This window comes from Acidimicrobiia bacterium, from assembly GCA_035948415.1.
Classification (GTDB): Bacteria; Actinomycetota; Acidimicrobiia; order IMCC26256; family PALSA-555; genus PALSA-555.
The window spans coordinates 37,502-52,618 of sequence record DASZJD010000102.1; the positions used below are offsets into that span (position 1 = coordinate 37,502).

The following is a 15,117-nucleotide window of genomic DNA, read 5'->3' on the forward strand; positions in this document are numbered from 1 at the left end:
GGAACGGGGGATCGAGTCTACAAGTGGGCCCGCCGGGCCGCCCGAAGCGGGGCGTACGCTCCACGATTCGTGAGCTGGCTGTCGTGGATCGTCGTGGGCTTCGTCGCCGGGCTCCTCGCCAGGGTGGCGACCGGGCGGCGCCTCGGCTGCCTCGGCACCGTTGCGCTCGGGGTGGTGGGCGGGATCGTCGGCGGCGCGCTCTTCAAGGCCGCCGGCGGCGAGAGCATCAACCGGTTCTCGCTGTACTCGATCCTCGTCGCGTTCGTCGGCGCCACCGTCCTGCTGTTCCTGTGGGGCCTCGTCCGCGGGCCGCGGGCCCGCGACCGGTAGCGACGCGACCGCGCGCGGGTCGCCGCCGGGCGGTCAGACCTCGGCGGTGGGGAGCCCCAGGTCGGGCTCGGCGCCGATCCGCACCCGGGTCACCCGGCCCTCGCCGTCGAGCTCGAAGTTCACGCGCTGGCCCTGGCGCAGCATCCGGAACAGCGAGCCGGCCAGCGCGTCGGGGGCGAGGACCAGCTCGGCCCGGTCGCTGTCCCGGACGACGAGCCCCTCGCCGGTCTGCGGGTCGTAGATCCGGACCACGCCCTGCATCAGGGCTTCTGGACCTTGCCCGCCTTCAGGCACGAGGTGCAGACGTGGATGCGCTTCGGCGTGCCGTTCACGATCGCGCGCACCCGCTGCACGTTCGGGTTCCAGCGCCGCTTCGTGCGCCGGTGCGAGTGGCTGAGGCGCATGCCGAACCGCGGCGCCTTGCCGCAGACGTCGCACACCGATGCCATCACGCGCTCCAGGGTCGAGGGGGCCCTCGACGATAGCCGCGTCCGTCGGCGAACCGCGAAGCATGCGCCGCTACCATCCGCCGGAGTGCAGCCCTCCACGGTGCTCGACGACCTCGACGGGGCCGCCTGGGCCCGCGTCGTCACCACCTACCGCGACGCGCTGCGCGCCCACCAGGAGGAGCTGAACCGGCTCAACGTCTACCCGGTGCCCGACGGCGACACGGGCACGAACATGACCCTGACGGTCGAGTCGGTGGTGGCCGAGCTCGGCGACGCGCGCCGCATGGACGACGTCTGCCAGGCCGTCGCCCACGGGTCGCTGATGGGCGCCCGCGGCAACTCGGGCGTGATCCTCTCCCAGATCCTGCGCGGCCTCGCCGACGGGTTCCGGGACCGCAAGGTCGTGACCGTCGACGACCTCGTGGCCGCGCTCCGGCGGGCGTCCGACGCCGCCTACCAGGCCGTGGTGCGCCCGGTCGAGGGCACGATCCTCACCGTGAGCCGAGCCGCCGCCGAGGCCGCCGAGGCCGCGCGCGCCAACGGGGCCGCGACGCTCGACGCCGTGCTCGAGGCGGTGGAGGCCGCCGCCCGCGACGCCGTCGACCGCACCCCCGAGCTGCTGCCGGTGCTGAAGGACGCCGGCGTCGTCGACGCCGGCGGCCGCGGCTTCGCCCTGCTCGTCGAGGCCTTCCTCCACGTCGTCGACGGGCGGCCGGTGCCCGAGCCGGAGCCGGTCGCGACCCCCGCCGCGGTCGCGGCCCACCAGCGCGGCGAGGACGTGCACCCGCTCCGCTACGAGGTCATGTACCTGCTCACCGCGGAGGACCGGACCATCCCGGGGTTCAAGGACGCCTGGGACGCGATCGGCGACTCGATCGTCGTCGTCGGTGGCGACGGCACCTGGAACTGCCACGTGCACACGAACGACGTCGGCGCCGCCATCGAGGCCGGCATCGAGGCCGGGCGGCCGTGGAAGATCCGCGTGACCGACCTCGCCGAGCAGGTCGAGGAGGAGCACTGGGTCCGTCAGGCCGCCGAGGCGGCCGAGCGGGCCCTCGCCCGGTCGGTGCCGACGGCGGTGGTGGCGGTGGCGGTCGGGGAGGGGATCGGTCGGCTGCTGCGCAGCGTCGGCGTGCAGGCCGTCGTCGCCGGCGGGCAGTCGATGAACCCGTCGACGGCCCAGATCCTCAGCGCCGTCGACAGCGTCGACGCCGAAGGCGTCGTGGTCCTGCCGAACAACAAGAACATCGTCGCCGTCGCCCAGCAGGTCGACGCCCTGTCGAAGCACCGGGTCGAGGTGGTGGAGACCCGCTCGGTCGTGGAGGCGCTGGCCGCGCTCGTGTCCTACGACCCGGACGCGGACCTCGACACGAACGCGCGGGCGATGACCGAGGCGGCCGGCCGGGTCCGGGCCGGCGAGGTCACCCGGGCCGTGCGCGACAGCGTGGGCCCGAACGGGCCGATCGCGCGCGGCGACTGGATCGCGCTCGCGGACGGGGGCATCTGCGCCGTCGCCCCGTCGGCGGTGGAGGCCGCGGTCGCGCTCGTCGAGCACCTCGTCGACGCCGACAGCGAGCTCGTCACCGTGCTCGTCGGCGCCGACGCCCGACCCGGTGACACCGACCGCCTCCGGGACTGCGTGGGGCTGGCCTGCCCCCACGTCGAGCTCGAGGTGCACGAGGGCGACCAGCCGCTCTACCCGTACCTCATCGGCGTCGAGTAGCGCGTGCCCGAGCAGTCGGGCCTGACCCTGCGCGAGCTGCGCGACAAGCCGGTGGGCGCGCTGCGGGCGGTCGGCGCCCGGCTCGAGGCCCAGCTGGCCGAGCTCGGGATCACGACCGTCCTCGACCTCCTCGAGCACTACCCGCGCCGGTACCACGACCGCACCACGGTGGCCGACATCGCCAACCTGGCCCTCGGCCAGGAGGCGACGGTGACCGGCGAGCTGAAGCGGGTCACGGTGCGGCGGCCCCGAAAGGGTCGGCCCATCGTCGAGCTCGAGCTCTTCGACGGCACCTCGTACCTGCGGCTCACGTTCTTCAACCAGGAGTACCGGGCCCGTCTCGAGGCCGGCACCGAGGTGTCGGTGTTCGGCCGGGTCGAGCTCTACCGGGGCCGGCGTCAGATGGTGAACCCGGCCCTCGACGTGCTCGGCCGCCACGGGGAGGCGACGACCGGGGTGCTGCTGCCGGTGTACCCGCAGTCGGGGAAGGCCGGGATCCACAGCTGGCAGCTGCGGCGGCTCGTCGCCCAGGCCCTCGAGCGCACCCGGCCCCGCGGGTTCGCCGACCCGCTCGACGACGAGCTCCGGCGAGCCCGGGGCCTCCTCGACCGGACCGCCGCCTACTGGGGCATCCACCAGCCCGCCACCCTCGACGAGGCGCGGACGGCCCGGGAGCGGCTGGCCTTCGACGAGTTCCTGCGCATCCAGGTCCGCCTCGTCGTCCACCGCCGCGCCATCGAGGGCGAGCGCACCGGCATCGAGCACCAGGTGGACGGGCCGCTCCTCGACGCCTTCCTCGCCCACCTCCCGTTCGCGCTCACCGGGTCGCAGCGGCGGGCCGTCGCCGACATCGGCGACGACCTGGCCGCACCGGCGCCGATGCACCGGCTCCTCCAGGGCGAGGTCGGCTCGGGCAAGACCGTGGTCGCCCTCGCCGCCCTGCTCGTCGCGGTGCAGGGCGGCTACCAGGGGGCGTTCCTCGCCCCGACCGAGGTGCTCGCCGAGCAACACGAGCTCACGCTGCGGTCGCTCGTCGACGGGCTGACGGTGCCGGCGCCCGGGAGCCTGCTCGGCGACCGGCCGGTGCGCGTCGCGCTCCTCACCGGCCGCACCCCCGGTGCCGACCGTCGTCGCCTCGACGAGGGGCTCCAGCGCGGGGAGGTCGACATCGTCGTCGGCACCCACGCGCTGCTCGAGGAGGGGGTGTCGTTCCCGCGTCTCGGGGTGGCGGTCATCGACGAGCAGCACCGCTTCGGCGTCGAGCAGCGCGACGTGCTGCGCGGCAAGGGCGACGACCCGGACGTGCTCGTCATGACGGCGACGCCGATCCCGCGCACCGCCGCCATGCTCCTCTACGGCGACCTCGACAAGTCGGAGCTGCGCGAGCTGCCGGCGGGCCGGGCGCCGGTGGACACCGAGCTCGTCGGGCCGAGCCCGCTCGAGCGGACCGGGGTCTACGACCGGCTCCGGCGCGAGGTCGCCGCGGGCCGCCAGGCCTACGTGGTGTGCCCGCTCGTCGAGGGCTCGGACCGGGTCGTCGCTACCGCCGCCACCGCCGAGTACGAGCGCCTGGGGCGCGAGGAGCTCGCCGGGCTGCGGCTCGGGCTCCTGCACGGCCAGCTCCCGGCGGGCGACAAGGAGGAGGTCATGCGCCGCTTCCGGGCCCGGGACCTCGACGTGCTCGTCGCCACGACCGTCATCGAGGTCGGCGTCGACGTGCCGAACGCCACCGTCATGGTCGTCGAGGACGCCGACCGGTTCGGGCTCCTCCAGCTGCACCAGCTCCGGGGCCGCATCGGGCGGGGCGCCCACCGCTCCTGCTGCTTCCTGCTCGCCGACCCGAGCACCCCCGAGGGCCAGGCCCGGCTCGAGGCCATGCGCGGCACGACCGACGGCTTCGAGCTGGCCGAGCGCGACCTCGAGATCCGCGGCGCCGGCGCCGTGTTCGGCGAGCGGCAGTCCGGGTTCAGCGACCTGAAGCTCGGTCGGCTGCCCCGGGACGAGCCCGTCGTCGTCGAGGCCCGCGCCGCCGCCGAGCGGATCCTCGACCTCGACCCGAGCCTGGCCGGCCACGACGCCCTGCGCGACGAGTTCGAGGACCTCTACCCCGAGGACGCCGCCGAGTTCCTCTTCAAGAGCTGATGGCCCGGCCGCGGCTCCGCGTCGTCGCCGGCGAGGCGCGCGGTCGCCGGCTCGTGGCGCCGCCCGACGCCCGGCCCACCGCGGCGCGCGTCCGCGAGGCGCTCTTCGGCGCCCTCGGCGACGCCGTCGTCGACGCGCACGTCCTCGACCTCTACGCCGGCAGCGGCGCCCTCACGGTCGAGGCGCTCTCGCGCGGCGCCGCGGTCGCGGTGCTCGTCGACCGGGACCGGGCCGCGGTCGACGCCTGCCGACGGAACCTGGAGACGACGGGCTACACGGACCGGGCCCGCGTCGAGGCGGCCGACGTCGAGCGCGTCGTGGCCGCGCCGCCGCCGCCCGAGGCGCCCTTCGACCTCGTGCTCTGCGACCCGCCGTACGGCCGCGCCGAGGCGCTCGGGTCGGTGCTCGCGGCCCTCGGCCGCCCGGGCTGGCTGACCGCCGGCGCCCGGCTCGTGCTCGAGACCGCGACCGGCGTCGACCCAGCGGTCCCGCCCGGCTTCGACGTCCGGTCACGGCGCACCTACGGGGATACGCTCCTCACGACCGTCGGTCCCGTCCGCAGTCCCTGAGGAGCCGTCCGCGTGGCCACCGCGCTCTGCCCGGGTTCCTTCGACCCGGTCACCAACGGACACCTCGACATCATCGAGCGCACCGCGCGCCACTTCGACGACGTCATCGTGGCCGTGATCCGCAACCCCCAGAAGTCCCAGTCCCTGTTCACGCTGGCGGAGCGCCAGGAGATGCTCCACGAGGTCACCGCGCACCTCTCGAACATCCGGATCGAGTTCTTCAAGGGCCTGCTCGTCGACTTCGCCAAGGACCACGGCGGCGAAGCCATCGTGAAGGGGCTGCGCGCGGTGTCGGACTTCGACTACGAGCTGCAGATGGCGCAGATGAACCAGTCGCTCTCGGGCATCGACACCTTCTTCATCTCGACCAGCCCCCAGTACTCGTTCCTGTCCTCGAGCCTCGTGCGGGAGGTGGCGCGCTACGGCGGCGACGTCTCGAGCATGGTCCCGCCGATCGTCGCCAAGCGCCTGGCCGAGCGCTTCGGCGGCGGGACGGGATGAGCGAGGCCGAGGCCCGCCACCTCGAGGGGGCGCTCCAGCACCTCCGCGACATGATCGAGACCGCTCGGACCATGCCGATGTCGGCCTCGGTGCTCGTGAACCGCGACGAGGCCATGGAGCTCGTCGACCGGGCGCTCCAGAACCTGCCCGCCGAGCTCCGCCACGCCCGCTGGCTCCTGAAGGAGCGCCAGGAGTACCTGGAGCAGGCCAAGCGCGAGGCCGAGGGGCTCCTCGACTCGGCCCGGGTCCAGGCCGAGCGGATGGTGGAGCGCAGCGACATCGTGCGGGAGGCCCGCAACCGGGCCCAGCAGATCATCGTCGACGCCGAGGCCGAGGGGCGTCGCCTCCAGCACGCGGCCGAGGACTACGTCGACCAGCGGCTCGCGACCCTCGAGGGCCTCCTCGACCGGACCGCGGCCGGGGTCCGGAAGGGGCGGGAGCGCCTGGCCGTCGACCTGCCCGAGGAGGACGAGGGCGAGGAGGCCGAGGAGGAGGTCCCGGTGTTCGACCAGGACCAGACCGGCCCCGCCACCGCCCCACCCCCCGGCTGACCCCGCCCTGAACGCTCCCTGAACCCCCCAAAGGGCGCGATTCGCCCATCGGAGGCGCGACGGCGCCGCTGGTATCCTGGACCACCGCTCCCGCCGCCGAGGCCGACCCCATGTCCCGCTTTCGTCTTGACGTCGCCGACCTGCTGGCCCAGCCCGGCGCCCGGCGCACCGTCCGGCTGGCCGAGCCGCTGGACGACCTGGCCGGCTCCGCCGCCGTCGTCGAGGGCCCGGTGGCGGTGGCCCTCGACCTCGAGCGGGTCTCGGAGGGGATCGTGGTCCGGGGCTCGGTCTCGGCCACCTGGCGGGCCGACTGCAGCCGCTGCCTCTCGGAGGTGCGCCGCCCCCTCGAGGTCCACGTCGACGAGCTCTTCGAGCCCCACCCCGTGCCCGGCGAGACCTACCCCCTCGAGGGCCACGAGCTGGACCTCGACCCGCTGGTGCGCGACGCGGTGCTCCTCGAGCTGCCGCTGGCCCCCCACTGCGAGCCGCCGTGCGCGCCCCCCGGCGCCGACGACGCCGCCGCCGACGACGAGGTCGACCCCCGGTGGGCCGCCCTCTCCGAGCTCGAGCTCTGAACCCCAGAGGAGACCCCGATGGCCGTCCCCAAGCGCAAGACCCCGCGGGCCCGCACCCACAGCCGCCGGTCGGCGAACCGCCGCCTCGACCCGCCGCCGCGGTCGCTGTGCCCGAACTGCGGCGCCGTGAAGCTGCCCCACCGGGTGTGCGCCAACTGCGGGCACTACCGGGGCCGGCAGCGCATCGAGGTGGACTGAGCCCGTGCGCCGGCCGCCCTGCACGGTCGCGGTCGACGCCATGGGCGGCGACCGGGCGCCGGGCGAGATCGTCGCCGGGGCCCTCGACGCCGCCGCCGCCCTCGACGTCCGGATCCTCCTTTTCGGGCGCGCCGAGGAGCTGACCCCCCTCCTGCCGGACCCGCCGCCGGGCGGCGTGGAGCTCGTCGACGCCCGCGACGTGATCGCCATGGACGACGAGCCCGTCAGCGCGGTCCGGAAGCAGAAGGACGCCTCGATCGTGCGCTGCGCCCGGGCGGTGCGCGTCGGCGACGCCGACGCCATGGTCAGCGCCGGCAACACCGGCGCCGTCACCACCGCGGCGGTGCTGCGCCTCGGCCGCTTCAAGGGGGTGCCGAACCCCGCCATCGCGGTCCCGATCCCGGTGCCCGGCGGGCACCCCCAGGTCCTCGTGGACGCCGGCGCCGTCGTCGGCGCCTCGGCCGAGCGGCTGGTCCAGTACGCGCGGATGGGCGGCGCCTACGCCCGCGCCCGCTACGGCCTCGACGCCCCGACCATCGGCCTGCTCTCGAACGGCGAGGAGCCCGGCAAGGGCGACGACCTCCGGAAGGAGGCCCACGAGCGGCTCGGCTCGGTCCCCGGGTTCATCGGCAACGTCGAGGGCAGCGACTTCATGCACGCCGGGCGGGCCGACGTGGTCGTCGCCGACGGGTTCACCGGCAACGTGGCCCTGAAGAGCATGGAGGCGGCGCTGCGCTCGCTCGCCGGCGTCGTGTTCCGGGCCCTCGACGCCAGCCCCGAGGCCCGCGAGGCGGCGAAGGTCGTGCTGCCCCTCCTGCTGGCGGCGGCCGAGGTCTACGACCCCGACCTCACCGGCGGGGCCGTCCTTCTCGGCGTCGACGGGGTCTGCGTCATCTCGCACGGCGCCTCGTCGGCGCGGGCCGTCGTGAGCGCGGTGCGGGTCGCGGCGGAGTGCGTCCGGTCGGGGGTCATCGGCCGGATGCAGGAGGCGGTCGCCGATGCCGGCTGAGACCCACGTGGAGCGCGCCCCGCTCGGGCCCGACGGCGTCTACGCGCTGCTGCGGGAGCGGCTGGCCGCGATCCTCGAGATCGACGAGGCCCGGATCACCCTCGACGCCTCGTTCGCCGACGACCTCGACGCCGACTCGCTCGCGCTCATCGAGCTGGTCGAGGAGCTCGAGGAGGAGCTGGGGGAGCGCACGGTCGGGTTCCGGGTCGACGACGAGGACCTCGCCGACCTGCGCACCGTGCGCGAGGCGGTGGACTACATCGTCGCCCGGCTCGACGAGGGGGGCGACGGCACGTCATGAGCGCCGACGAGCGGGCCCGCCTCGAGGGGGCGCTCGGCCACCAGTTCCGCGACCCGCGCCGGCTCGACGCCGCGCTGGTGCACCGCTCCTACTGCGCCGAGCACGCCGACTCCTCGTCGAACGAGCGCCTCGAGTTCCTCGGCGACGCCGTCCTCGGCCTCGTCGTGACGACCCACATCTACGACGAGTACCCCGAGCTGCCCGAGGGCGCGCTGGCGAAGGTGCGAGCCGCGGTGGTGAACGCCGAGGTGCTCGCCGACCTCGCCACCCGGGTCGGCCTCGGCCCGGCGCTGCTGCTCGGCAAGGGCGAGGCGGCGTCGGGCGGGCGCACGAAGCCGTCGATCCTCGCCGACGCCATGGAGGCGGTGATCGCCGCCGTGTACCTCGACGGCGGCTGGACCGCGGCGTGGGACCTCGTCGTCGGCCTCCTCGGCGACCAGATCGCCGAGGCCGCCGCCGGGCCCGGCGGCCAGGACTACAAGACGCGCCTGCAGGAGCTGGCGGCCCGGCGCTTCGACCAGCTCCCGCGCTACCAGGTCCGGGCCGAGGGCCCCGACCACTCGAAGCGCTTCTACGCCACCGTGCGCCTCGACGGCCAGGCCCGCGGCGAGGGCGAGGGCCGCTCGAAGAAGCAGGCCGAGCAGGCCGCGGCGCACGCGGCCTGGCAGACCCTGCACGACACCGAGGACCAGGCGGATGCCGGAGCTTCCTGAGGTCGAGGTGGTGCGCCGCGACCTCGAGCGCGAGGTCGTCGGGAAGCGCGTGAAGGCGGTCGAGGTCGACGGCATGCGGTCGGTGCGCCGGCACCACAACCGCAAGCAGTTCGCGCACCGCCTCGAGGGCAAGCGGATCACCGGCGTCGAGCGACGCGGCAAGTACATCCTCGTGCGCCTCGAGGGCGGCGACGTGCTCGTCATCCACCTCGGCATGTCGGGGCAGCTGCTGCGGGCCAAGACCTCCCGCGAGGCTCGGAGCAAGCACACCCACGTCGTCATCACCTTCACCCAGGGCGGCCAGCTGCGCTTCGTGGACCCGCGCACCTTCGGCGAGATGTTCGTGACCGAGGCCGACGCGCTGAACAAGGTCACCGAGCTCAACCACCTCGGCCTCGACCCGCTCGAGACCGCCATGTCGTGGGAGCACTTCGGCCAGCTCATCTCGCAGCGTCACGCCAAGCTGAAGCCGCTGCTCATGGACCAGCGCTTCCTGGCCGGGATCGGGAACATCTACAGCGACGAGATCCTCTGGGGCGCGGGGCTGCGCTGGGACCGCATGAGCGACTCGCTGTCCTCGCAGGAGGTCCGGCGGCTCTACCGGGCCATGGTCGAGACCCTCCAGGACGCGGTGAAGTACCGCGGCTCGTCGCTCGCCGACGAGCAGTACGTGGACCTGTTCGGGCGCCCGGGCGACTTCCAGCTCCACCACAACGTCTACGCCCGCGACGGCGAGTTCTGCCGCCGGTGCCGGCACGTCATCCGCCGCGAGCGCTACGGCGGTCGCTCCACCTTCTACTGCGAGGCGTGCCAGGTCTGAGCGCCGTGACCGAGCGCGTGCGCCGACACCTGTGGATCTCGGGTCGGGTCCAGGGGGTCTTCTACCGGGACCGGTGCCGGGCCGAGGCGCTCGCCCACGGCCTGGCCGGCTTCGTCCGCAACCTGCCCGACGGCCGCGTCGAGGTCGCGCTCGAGGGCCCGCCCGCCGCCGTCGCCGCCGTCGAGGCGTGGTGCCGGTCGGGGCCCCGCGGGGCCGCGGTCCACCACGTCGAGGCGCGCGACGAGGCCGCCACCGGGGCCACCGGCTTCGCGGTGCGCTGAGCCGCGGCGCCCGGCACTCCCTTGGCAGCCGCGAGGCCGTCGCTACGATCCGACGAGGAGAAGGGACGGCCGCTCGTGTTCCTGAAGTCGCTCACCCTGAAGGGCTTCAAGTCCTTCGCCGACACGACGTCGCTCGACTTCGAGCCGGGCGTGACCGTCGTCGTCGGCCCGAACGGCTCCGGGAAGTCGAACCTCGTCGACGCCGTGGCCTGGGTCCTCGGCGCCCAGGGCCCGCGCACGCTGCGCGGGGCGCGCATGGAGGACGTCATCTTCGCCGGCACCCCGAGCCGGCCCCCGCTCGGGCGGGCCGAGGTGTCGCTCACCATCGACAACACGGCCCGCCTGCTGCCGATCGAGTTCAGCGAGGTCACGATCACCCGCAGCCTGTTCCGCACCGGCGAGTCCGAGTACGAGCTGAACGGCGTCCCCTGCCGGCTGCTCGACCTCCAGGAGCTGCTGTCCGACACCGGGATCGGGCGCCAGCAGCACGTGATCGTCGGGCAGGGCCAGCTCGACACCATCCTGTCCGCCACCCCCGAGGACCGGCGCGCCATCGTCGAGGAGGCGGCCGGGATCCTGAAGTTCCGCCGCCGCAAGGAGCGCGCGGAGCGCCGCCTCGCCGCCACCGAGGGCAACCTGGTGCGGCTCCAGGACCTGCTGCGCGAGGTGCGCCGCCAGCTCGCCCCCCTCCAGCGGCAGGCCGAGGCGGCCCAGCGCCACGGCGACGTGGTCGCCGAGCTGCGCGCCATCCGCCTCTACCTCGTCGGCCACCAGCTGGCCGGCTTCCAGACCCGGCTGGCGCGCCTCCACGACGAGCGAGAGGGCCTCGCGGCCCGGGACCGCGAGCTCCACGACCGGCTCGCCGCCCTCGACGAGGACGTCATCGACGCCGAGCACTCGCTCACCGCCCTCGGGGTCGAGGGCCTCGCCGAGTGGGTGGCGCGCGCCGAGGCGCTGCGCGAGCGGGGCCGAGGCCTCGGCGCCCTCCTCGCCGAGAAGCGACGCGGCCTCGAGCGCGAGCTCGCGGCGGCCGCCGACGCCGGCGTCGTCGAGACCCTCGTGGCCGACGCCGTCGCGCTCCGCGGCGAGCTGGCCGCCCTCGACGCCGGCGAGCTGGTGCTGCCCGACACCGACGCCCTCGTGGCGGTCGAGACCGCCGACGACACCCTCCGCGCCGCCGAGGAGCGGTGGCGAGCCGCCGAGGTGGAGGCCGCGCGCGCCCGCGCCGGCGCCGAGTCGCTCGAGCGGCAGCGGCGCGTCGCGCGCGCCGAGGCCGCCGCCGGCGAGCTCGAGCCGCTCGACGGCGTGCTCGGACCGCTCGTCGACCACCTCGAGATCGACGACGGCGCCGAGGCGGCGGTCGGCTCCGCCCTCGGCGACGCCATGCGCGCCGTCGTGGTGCGCGGCGCCGCGGCGCGCCCGGCGATGGCTCGGCTGCACGCGGGGGAGACCGGCGCCCTGCTCGTCGTGCTCGGCGACCGGGCCGACCCGCCGTCCCTCGACCTGCCGACCGGCGCCCGACCGCTCGGCGACGCCGTCCGCGCCCGCGACGACGAGCTGCAGCGGGCGCTCACGCGCCTCCTCGCCGGTCACGTCCTCGTCGACGACTGGCGGGCCGCCCTCGACGTCGTCGCCGAGCGGCCCGAGCTGGTGGCGGTCACCGCCGACGGCGACCGCATCGGCGGCCAGGGGACGTGGAGCGTCGGCGGCGGCCACGCGCCCGCGATCACCCCGCGGGCGCTCCACGAGGCCCAGGAGCGGGCCACGACGGCCGAGGTCGCCCGGGCCGAGGCCGAGCGCACGGTGGAGGCCGCCCGCGCCACGCTCGGCGCCGCGCGGGCCGCCGAGCTGCGACGCGCCGCCGCCGAGGAGCGTCGGGCCGTGCTCGGCGCCCGGCTCGCCGACGTCGAGGGCCGCCTCGCCGCCCGCGACCCCGAGGCGCAGGCCACGGCCGAGCGGCAGCGGCGGGCGCTCCTCGACCGCGACGAGTCGCTCGGCGGCGTGGCCCGGCGGCTGGCGGAGCACCGGGCCCGCGCCGACGCCCTCGCCGAGCGCCTCCGGGACCGGCGCCGTCGCGAGACCGAGGCGGCCCGGGTGTCGGCCGAGCAGCTCGACCGGCTCCGCGGCGAGCGCCGAGCGCTCGAGCAGGAGCTCACCGGGGTGCGGGAGCGGCTCGGGCGCGTCGACGTCGACGACGCCGAGGCGCGGCTCCGCCTCGACGCCACCGTCGAGTCGCTGCGCAGCCAGTTCGACGTCGAGCCCCACGTGGCGCTCGACGCGCCAGCCCCCACCGTCCCCGAGGGCACCACGCTCGCCGGTCGGGCCCGCGAGCTCGAGCGCGACCTCCGCCTCATGGGACCGATCAACCCGCTCGCCCTCGAGGAGCACCGGTCGCTCCAGGCCCGCCACGAGTTCCTCGAGTCCCAGCTCGAGGACGTCCGGGCCAGCCGCCGAGAGCTGAACCGGGTGCTGCGGGCGGTCGACCGGGAGATCGTGCGCGTCTTCGAGCAGGCCTTCGCCGACGTGAGCACCCACTTCACGAACCTGTTCGCGACGCTCTTCCCGGGCGGGGCGGGGCGGCTCACCCTCATCGACCCCGACGACCTGCTGAACACCGGCATCGAGGTCGACGCCCGCCCGTCGGGGAAGACCGTGCGGCGCCTGTCGCTGCTCTCCGGCGGCGAGCGCTCGCTCACCGCCCTCGCCTACCTGTTCGCGGTGTTCCGGGCCCGGCCGTCGCCCTTCTACCTGCTCGACGAGGTGGAGGCCGCCCTCGACGACGTGAACCTGCACCGCTTCCTCGACCTCGTCCACGAGTTCCGCAACGAGGCCCAGCTCGTCATCGTCACCCACCAGAAGCGCACGATGGAGGCCGCCGACATCCTCTACGGGGTCACGATGCCGCCCGGCGGCTCGACGCGAGTCGTCAGCGAGCGGGTCGCCGACCCCGTCGGCGCCTGACCCGACCGATGGCGGGCATCGCGATCGGGGTCCTGCCGGCGCGGCTGCTCGCCGCGGGCGGCAACGCCGCCGACCTCCAGCGCGCCTGCGGGTCGCCCGGCACCCGCTCGTGGCTCTGCGAGACCGTCTTCCGGATCACGGGCAGCAACGGGGCCGCCGACGTCGCCGACGCGGTCTCCCGGCCGGCCGGCATCGCGCTCGTGGTCGTCCTCGCCTTCGTCGCCACCCGCGTCAGCCGCCGGCTCGTGCGGCGCCTCGCCGACCGGCTGAAGGCCGGCACCGTCCCGGGCACGACCACGTCGCTGCGTCGCACCCAGCGCGCCGACACCACCGCCGCGGTGCTCGGCAGCACCGTCGCCGTCGTCATCTGGACGGTGGCGGTCATCACCGTGCTCGGCGACCTCGGCGTGGAGCTGGCCCCGCTGCTGGCCGGCGCCGGCGTCGCCGGGGTCGCGCTCGGCTTCGGGGCCCAGGCCGTGGTGCGCGACTTCCTCGCCGGCACGTTCATGCTCCTCGAGGACCAGTTCGGCGTCGGCGACGTGATCGAGGTGGGCACCAGCGGCACCGCGGTGTCCGGCTCCGTCGAGTCGCTCACGCTGCGCGTCACCCGCATCCGCGACGTCGAGGGGACCCTGTGGTCGGTGCCGAACGGCGAGATCCGGCGCGTCGGCAACAAGGCCCAGCAGTGGGCCCGCGCCGTGCTGGACCTGGCGCTCGCGCCCGACACCGTCGTCGCCGACGCCACCACCGTCATCGCCCGGGTCGCCAGCGAGCTGCGCGCCGACCCGGCGTGGCACGGTCGGATCCCCACCGAGCCCGAGGTGTGGGGCGTCGAGCACCTCGAAGGCGACCGCGTCGTGATCCGGCTCGTCGTGCGCACGATGCCCCTGGCGCAGTGGGACGTCGCGCGCGCCCTGCGCGCCCGACTGAAGGTCGCGTTCGAGGACGCCGGCATCGACCTCGCGGTCGCGCAGCTCATCACCACCGGCGCCGAGCGAGCGCCGCGCCGCGGCGGCGATGGTCAGGAGGACGCCGGATAGCATCGACGCGCTGATGCTCACGACCACTGGTGTCGTCATCCTCGTGCTCATCCTGGCGTTCGCAGCCTTCCTCCTCGCGCTCCCCGGCGTGCTCGGCCGGCGGGAGCGACGCCGGCGCGCCGAAGCCGAAGCCGACGCCGACGTCGCCGAGCCGGCCATCGACGCGCCGGACGCCGCGACCGGTGAGCGCCTCGAGAGCGGGCTGGCGAGCAGCCGGAAGCCGTTCCGGACCCTGCGCGACCGCTGGCGCGCCCGTCGCCTCGACGACGAGGCGTGGGAGGACCTCGAGGAGACGCTGCTGCTCGCCGACGTCGGCGTCCCCATGACGGCGCGGCTCCTCGAGTCCCTGCGGGCCCGGGCCCGGCGCGACGGCGTCCGCGACGCCGACGGGCTCACCCCGCTCCTCGAGGCCGAGATCACGGCCGCCTTCGACCACCCCGACCGGGCCCTGCACCTCGAGCCGGGACGACCGAGCGTGTGGCTGCTGGTCGGGGTCAACGGCGTCGGCAAGACGACGACGGCGGCGAAGCTGGCCCGACGCGAGCGCGAGGCCGGGCGCCGCGTCCTGCTCGTCGCCGCCGACACCTTCCGCGCCGCGGCCGCGGACCAGCTCGCGGCGTGGGGCGCCAGCCTCGGCGTCGACGTCCTGCGCGGCCAGGAGGGGGGCGACCCGGCCAGCGTCGTGTTCGACGCCGTCCAGGCCGCCCAGGCGCGCGGCGTCGACGTCGTCCTCGTCGACACCGCCGGGCGGCTCCACACCAAGCGCAACCTCATGGAGGAGCTGGCGAAGATCCGCCGGATCGTCGACCGGTTCCCGGACGCGCTCGCCGAGGTGCTGCTCGTCCTCGACGCGACCACGGGCCAGAACGGGCTCGTCCAGGCCCGCGAGTTCGCGGGGACGGTCGGGGTGACCGGCGTCGTCCTCGCCAAGCTGGACGGCACCGCCCGCGGCGG

18 protein-coding genes are annotated in these 15,117 nt (G+C 75.4%); 16 read left to right on the forward strand and 2 right to left on the reverse strand.

Annotation, left to right across the window (positions count from 1 at the left end; translation table 11 throughout):
- Positions 1–69: 69 nt before the first annotated feature.
- On the forward strand, positions 70–330 hold the full coding sequence (locus tag VG869_14170) for a GlsB/YeaQ/YmgE family stress response membrane protein (protein HEV3452328.1): 261 nt from the start codon (positions 70–72) through the stop codon (positions 328–330).
- Positions 331–363: 33 nt separating this feature from the next.
- On the opposite strand, the gene VG869_14175 is transcribed toward VG869_14170, so the two are convergent.
- Complete coding sequence (locus VG869_14175; GenBank protein HEV3452329.1) at positions 364–591, reverse strand: cold-shock protein; 228 nt, start codon at positions 589–591, stop codon at positions 364–366.
- Positions 591–779, reverse strand: a complete 189-nt coding sequence (gene rpmB / locus VG869_14180) for a 50S ribosomal protein L28 (protein HEV3452330.1) — start codon at positions 777–779, stop codon at positions 591–593. The genes VG869_14175 and rpmB overlap by 1 nt, the downstream gene beginning before the upstream one ends.
- An 85-nt stretch (positions 780–864) precedes the next feature.
- Here rpmB and VG869_14185 point away from each other — a divergent pair, with 85 nt between their 5' ends.
- The 15 genes from VG869_14185 to ftsY form a co-directional block, all read left to right on the forward strand.
- Complete coding sequence (locus VG869_14185; GenBank protein ID HEV3452331.1) at positions 865–2,502, forward strand: DAK2 domain-containing protein; 1,638 nt, start codon at positions 865–867, stop codon at positions 2,500–2,502.
- Between the two features lie 3 nt (positions 2,503–2,505).
- Entirely contained in the window at positions 2,506–4,644 is a 2,139-nt protein-coding gene (recG, locus tag VG869_14190; protein HEV3452332.1) for an ATP-dependent DNA helicase RecG, read from the forward strand.
- Positions 4,644–5,213: a 16S rRNA (guanine(966)-N(2))-methyltransferase RsmD gene (gene rsmD / locus VG869_14195; protein HEV3452333.1), complete on the forward strand. Its 570-nt coding sequence runs from the start codon at positions 4,644–4,646 to the stop codon at positions 5,211–5,213. Before recG ends, rsmD begins: the two co-directional genes overlap by 1 nt.
- Positions 5,214–5,225: 12 nt before the next feature.
- Positions 5,226–5,714, forward strand: a complete 489-nt coding sequence (gene coaD, locus VG869_14200; GenBank protein HEV3452334.1) for a pantetheine-phosphate adenylyltransferase — start codon at positions 5,226–5,228, stop codon at positions 5,712–5,714.
- The gene (locus tag VG869_14205; protein ID HEV3452335.1) at positions 5,711–6,265 is read left to right on the forward strand and encodes a hypothetical protein; all 555 of its coding nucleotides are present in this window, start codon (positions 5,711–5,713) and stop codon (positions 6,263–6,265) included. The genes coaD and VG869_14205 overlap by 4 nt, the downstream gene beginning before the upstream one ends.
- Before the next feature lie 110 nt (positions 6,266–6,375).
- Complete coding sequence (locus tag VG869_14210) at positions 6,376–6,840, forward strand: YceD family protein (GenBank protein ID HEV3452336.1); 465 nt, start codon at positions 6,376–6,378, stop codon at positions 6,838–6,840.
- A gap of 18 nt (positions 6,841–6,858) precedes the next feature.
- Positions 6,859–7,038: a 50S ribosomal protein L32 gene (gene rpmF, locus VG869_14215; protein ID HEV3452337.1), complete on the forward strand. Its 180-nt coding sequence runs from the start codon at positions 6,859–6,861 to the stop codon at positions 7,036–7,038.
- Positions 7,039–7,042: 4 nt separating this feature from the next.
- Complete coding sequence (gene plsX / locus VG869_14220; GenBank protein HEV3452338.1) at positions 7,043–8,047, forward strand: phosphate acyltransferase PlsX; 1,005 nt, start codon at positions 7,043–7,045, stop codon at positions 8,045–8,047.
- Positions 8,037–8,348: a phosphopantetheine-binding protein gene (locus VG869_14225; protein HEV3452339.1), complete on the forward strand. Its 312-nt coding sequence runs from the start codon at positions 8,037–8,039 to the stop codon at positions 8,346–8,348. The genes plsX and VG869_14225 overlap by 11 nt, the downstream gene beginning before the upstream one ends.
- A complete protein-coding gene (rnc, locus tag VG869_14230) occupies positions 8,345–9,061 on the forward strand; it encodes a ribonuclease III (GenBank protein ID HEV3452340.1) in 717 nt (238 codons plus the stop codon). Before VG869_14225 ends, rnc begins: the two co-directional genes overlap by 4 nt.
- Positions 9,045–9,881, forward strand: coding sequence for a bifunctional DNA-formamidopyrimidine glycosylase/DNA-(apurinic or apyrimidinic site) lyase (gene mutM, locus VG869_14235; GenBank protein HEV3452341.1), 837 nt, complete (start codon positions 9,045–9,047; stop codon positions 9,879–9,881). Before rnc ends, mutM begins: the two co-directional genes overlap by 17 nt.
- Before the next feature lie 5 nt (positions 9,882–9,886).
- Positions 9,887–10,162, forward strand: coding sequence for an acylphosphatase (locus VG869_14240; GenBank protein HEV3452342.1), 276 nt, complete (start codon positions 9,887–9,889; stop codon positions 10,160–10,162).
- A gap of 75 nt (positions 10,163–10,237) precedes the next feature.
- Complete coding sequence (locus tag VG869_14245) at positions 10,238–13,123, forward strand: AAA family ATPase (GenBank protein ID HEV3452343.1); 2,886 nt, start codon at positions 10,238–10,240, stop codon at positions 13,121–13,123.
- 8 nt (positions 13,124–13,131) lie between these two features.
- Complete coding sequence (locus VG869_14250; protein HEV3452344.1) at positions 13,132–14,163, forward strand: mechanosensitive ion channel family protein; 1,032 nt, start codon at positions 13,132–13,134, stop codon at positions 14,161–14,163.
- A 13-nt stretch (positions 14,164–14,176) separates the two neighbouring features.
- The coding region (ftsY, locus tag VG869_14255) for a signal recognition particle-docking protein FtsY (protein HEV3452345.1) at positions 14,177–15,117 on the forward strand (941 nt) is incomplete at its 3' end.

Excerpts from the sequence above, each read along its gene's own strand:
- VG869_14250 (HEV3452344.1), top strand. The coding sequence starts at position 13,132 with ATGGCGGGCATCGCGATCGGGGTCCTGCCGGCGCGGCTGCTCGCCGCG.
- rnc (HEV3452340.1), top strand. The coding sequence starts at position 8,345 with ATGAGCGCCGACGAGCGGGCCCGCCTCGAGGGGGCGCTCGGCCACCAG.
- rpmF (HEV3452337.1), top strand. The coding sequence starts at position 6,859 with ATGGCCGTCCCCAAGCGCAAGACCCCGCGGGCCCGCACCCACAGCCGC.
- rsmD (HEV3452333.1), top strand. The coding sequence starts at position 4,644 with ATGGCCCGGCCGCGGCTCCGCGTCGTCGCCGGCGAGGCGCGCGGTCGC.
- VG869_14225 (HEV3452339.1), top strand. The coding sequence starts at position 8,037 with ATGCCGGCTGAGACCCACGTGGAGCGCGCCCCGCTCGGGCCCGACGGC.
- VG869_14175 (HEV3452329.1), bottom strand. The coding sequence starts at position 591 with ATGCAGGGCGTGGTCCGGATCTACGACCCGCAGACCGGCGAGGGGCTC.
- VG869_14205 (HEV3452335.1), top strand. The coding sequence starts at position 5,711 with ATGAGCGAGGCCGAGGCCCGCCACCTCGAGGGGGCGCTCCAGCACCTC.
- mutM (HEV3452341.1), top strand. The coding sequence starts at position 9,045 with ATGCCGGAGCTTCCTGAGGTCGAGGTGGTGCGCCGCGACCTCGAGCGC.
- rpmB (HEV3452330.1), bottom strand. The coding sequence starts at position 779 with ATGGCATCGGTGTGCGACGTCTGCGGCAAGGCGCCGCGGTTCGGCATG.
- VG869_14210 (HEV3452336.1), top strand. The coding sequence starts at position 6,376 with ATGTCCCGCTTTCGTCTTGACGTCGCCGACCTGCTGGCCCAGCCCGGC.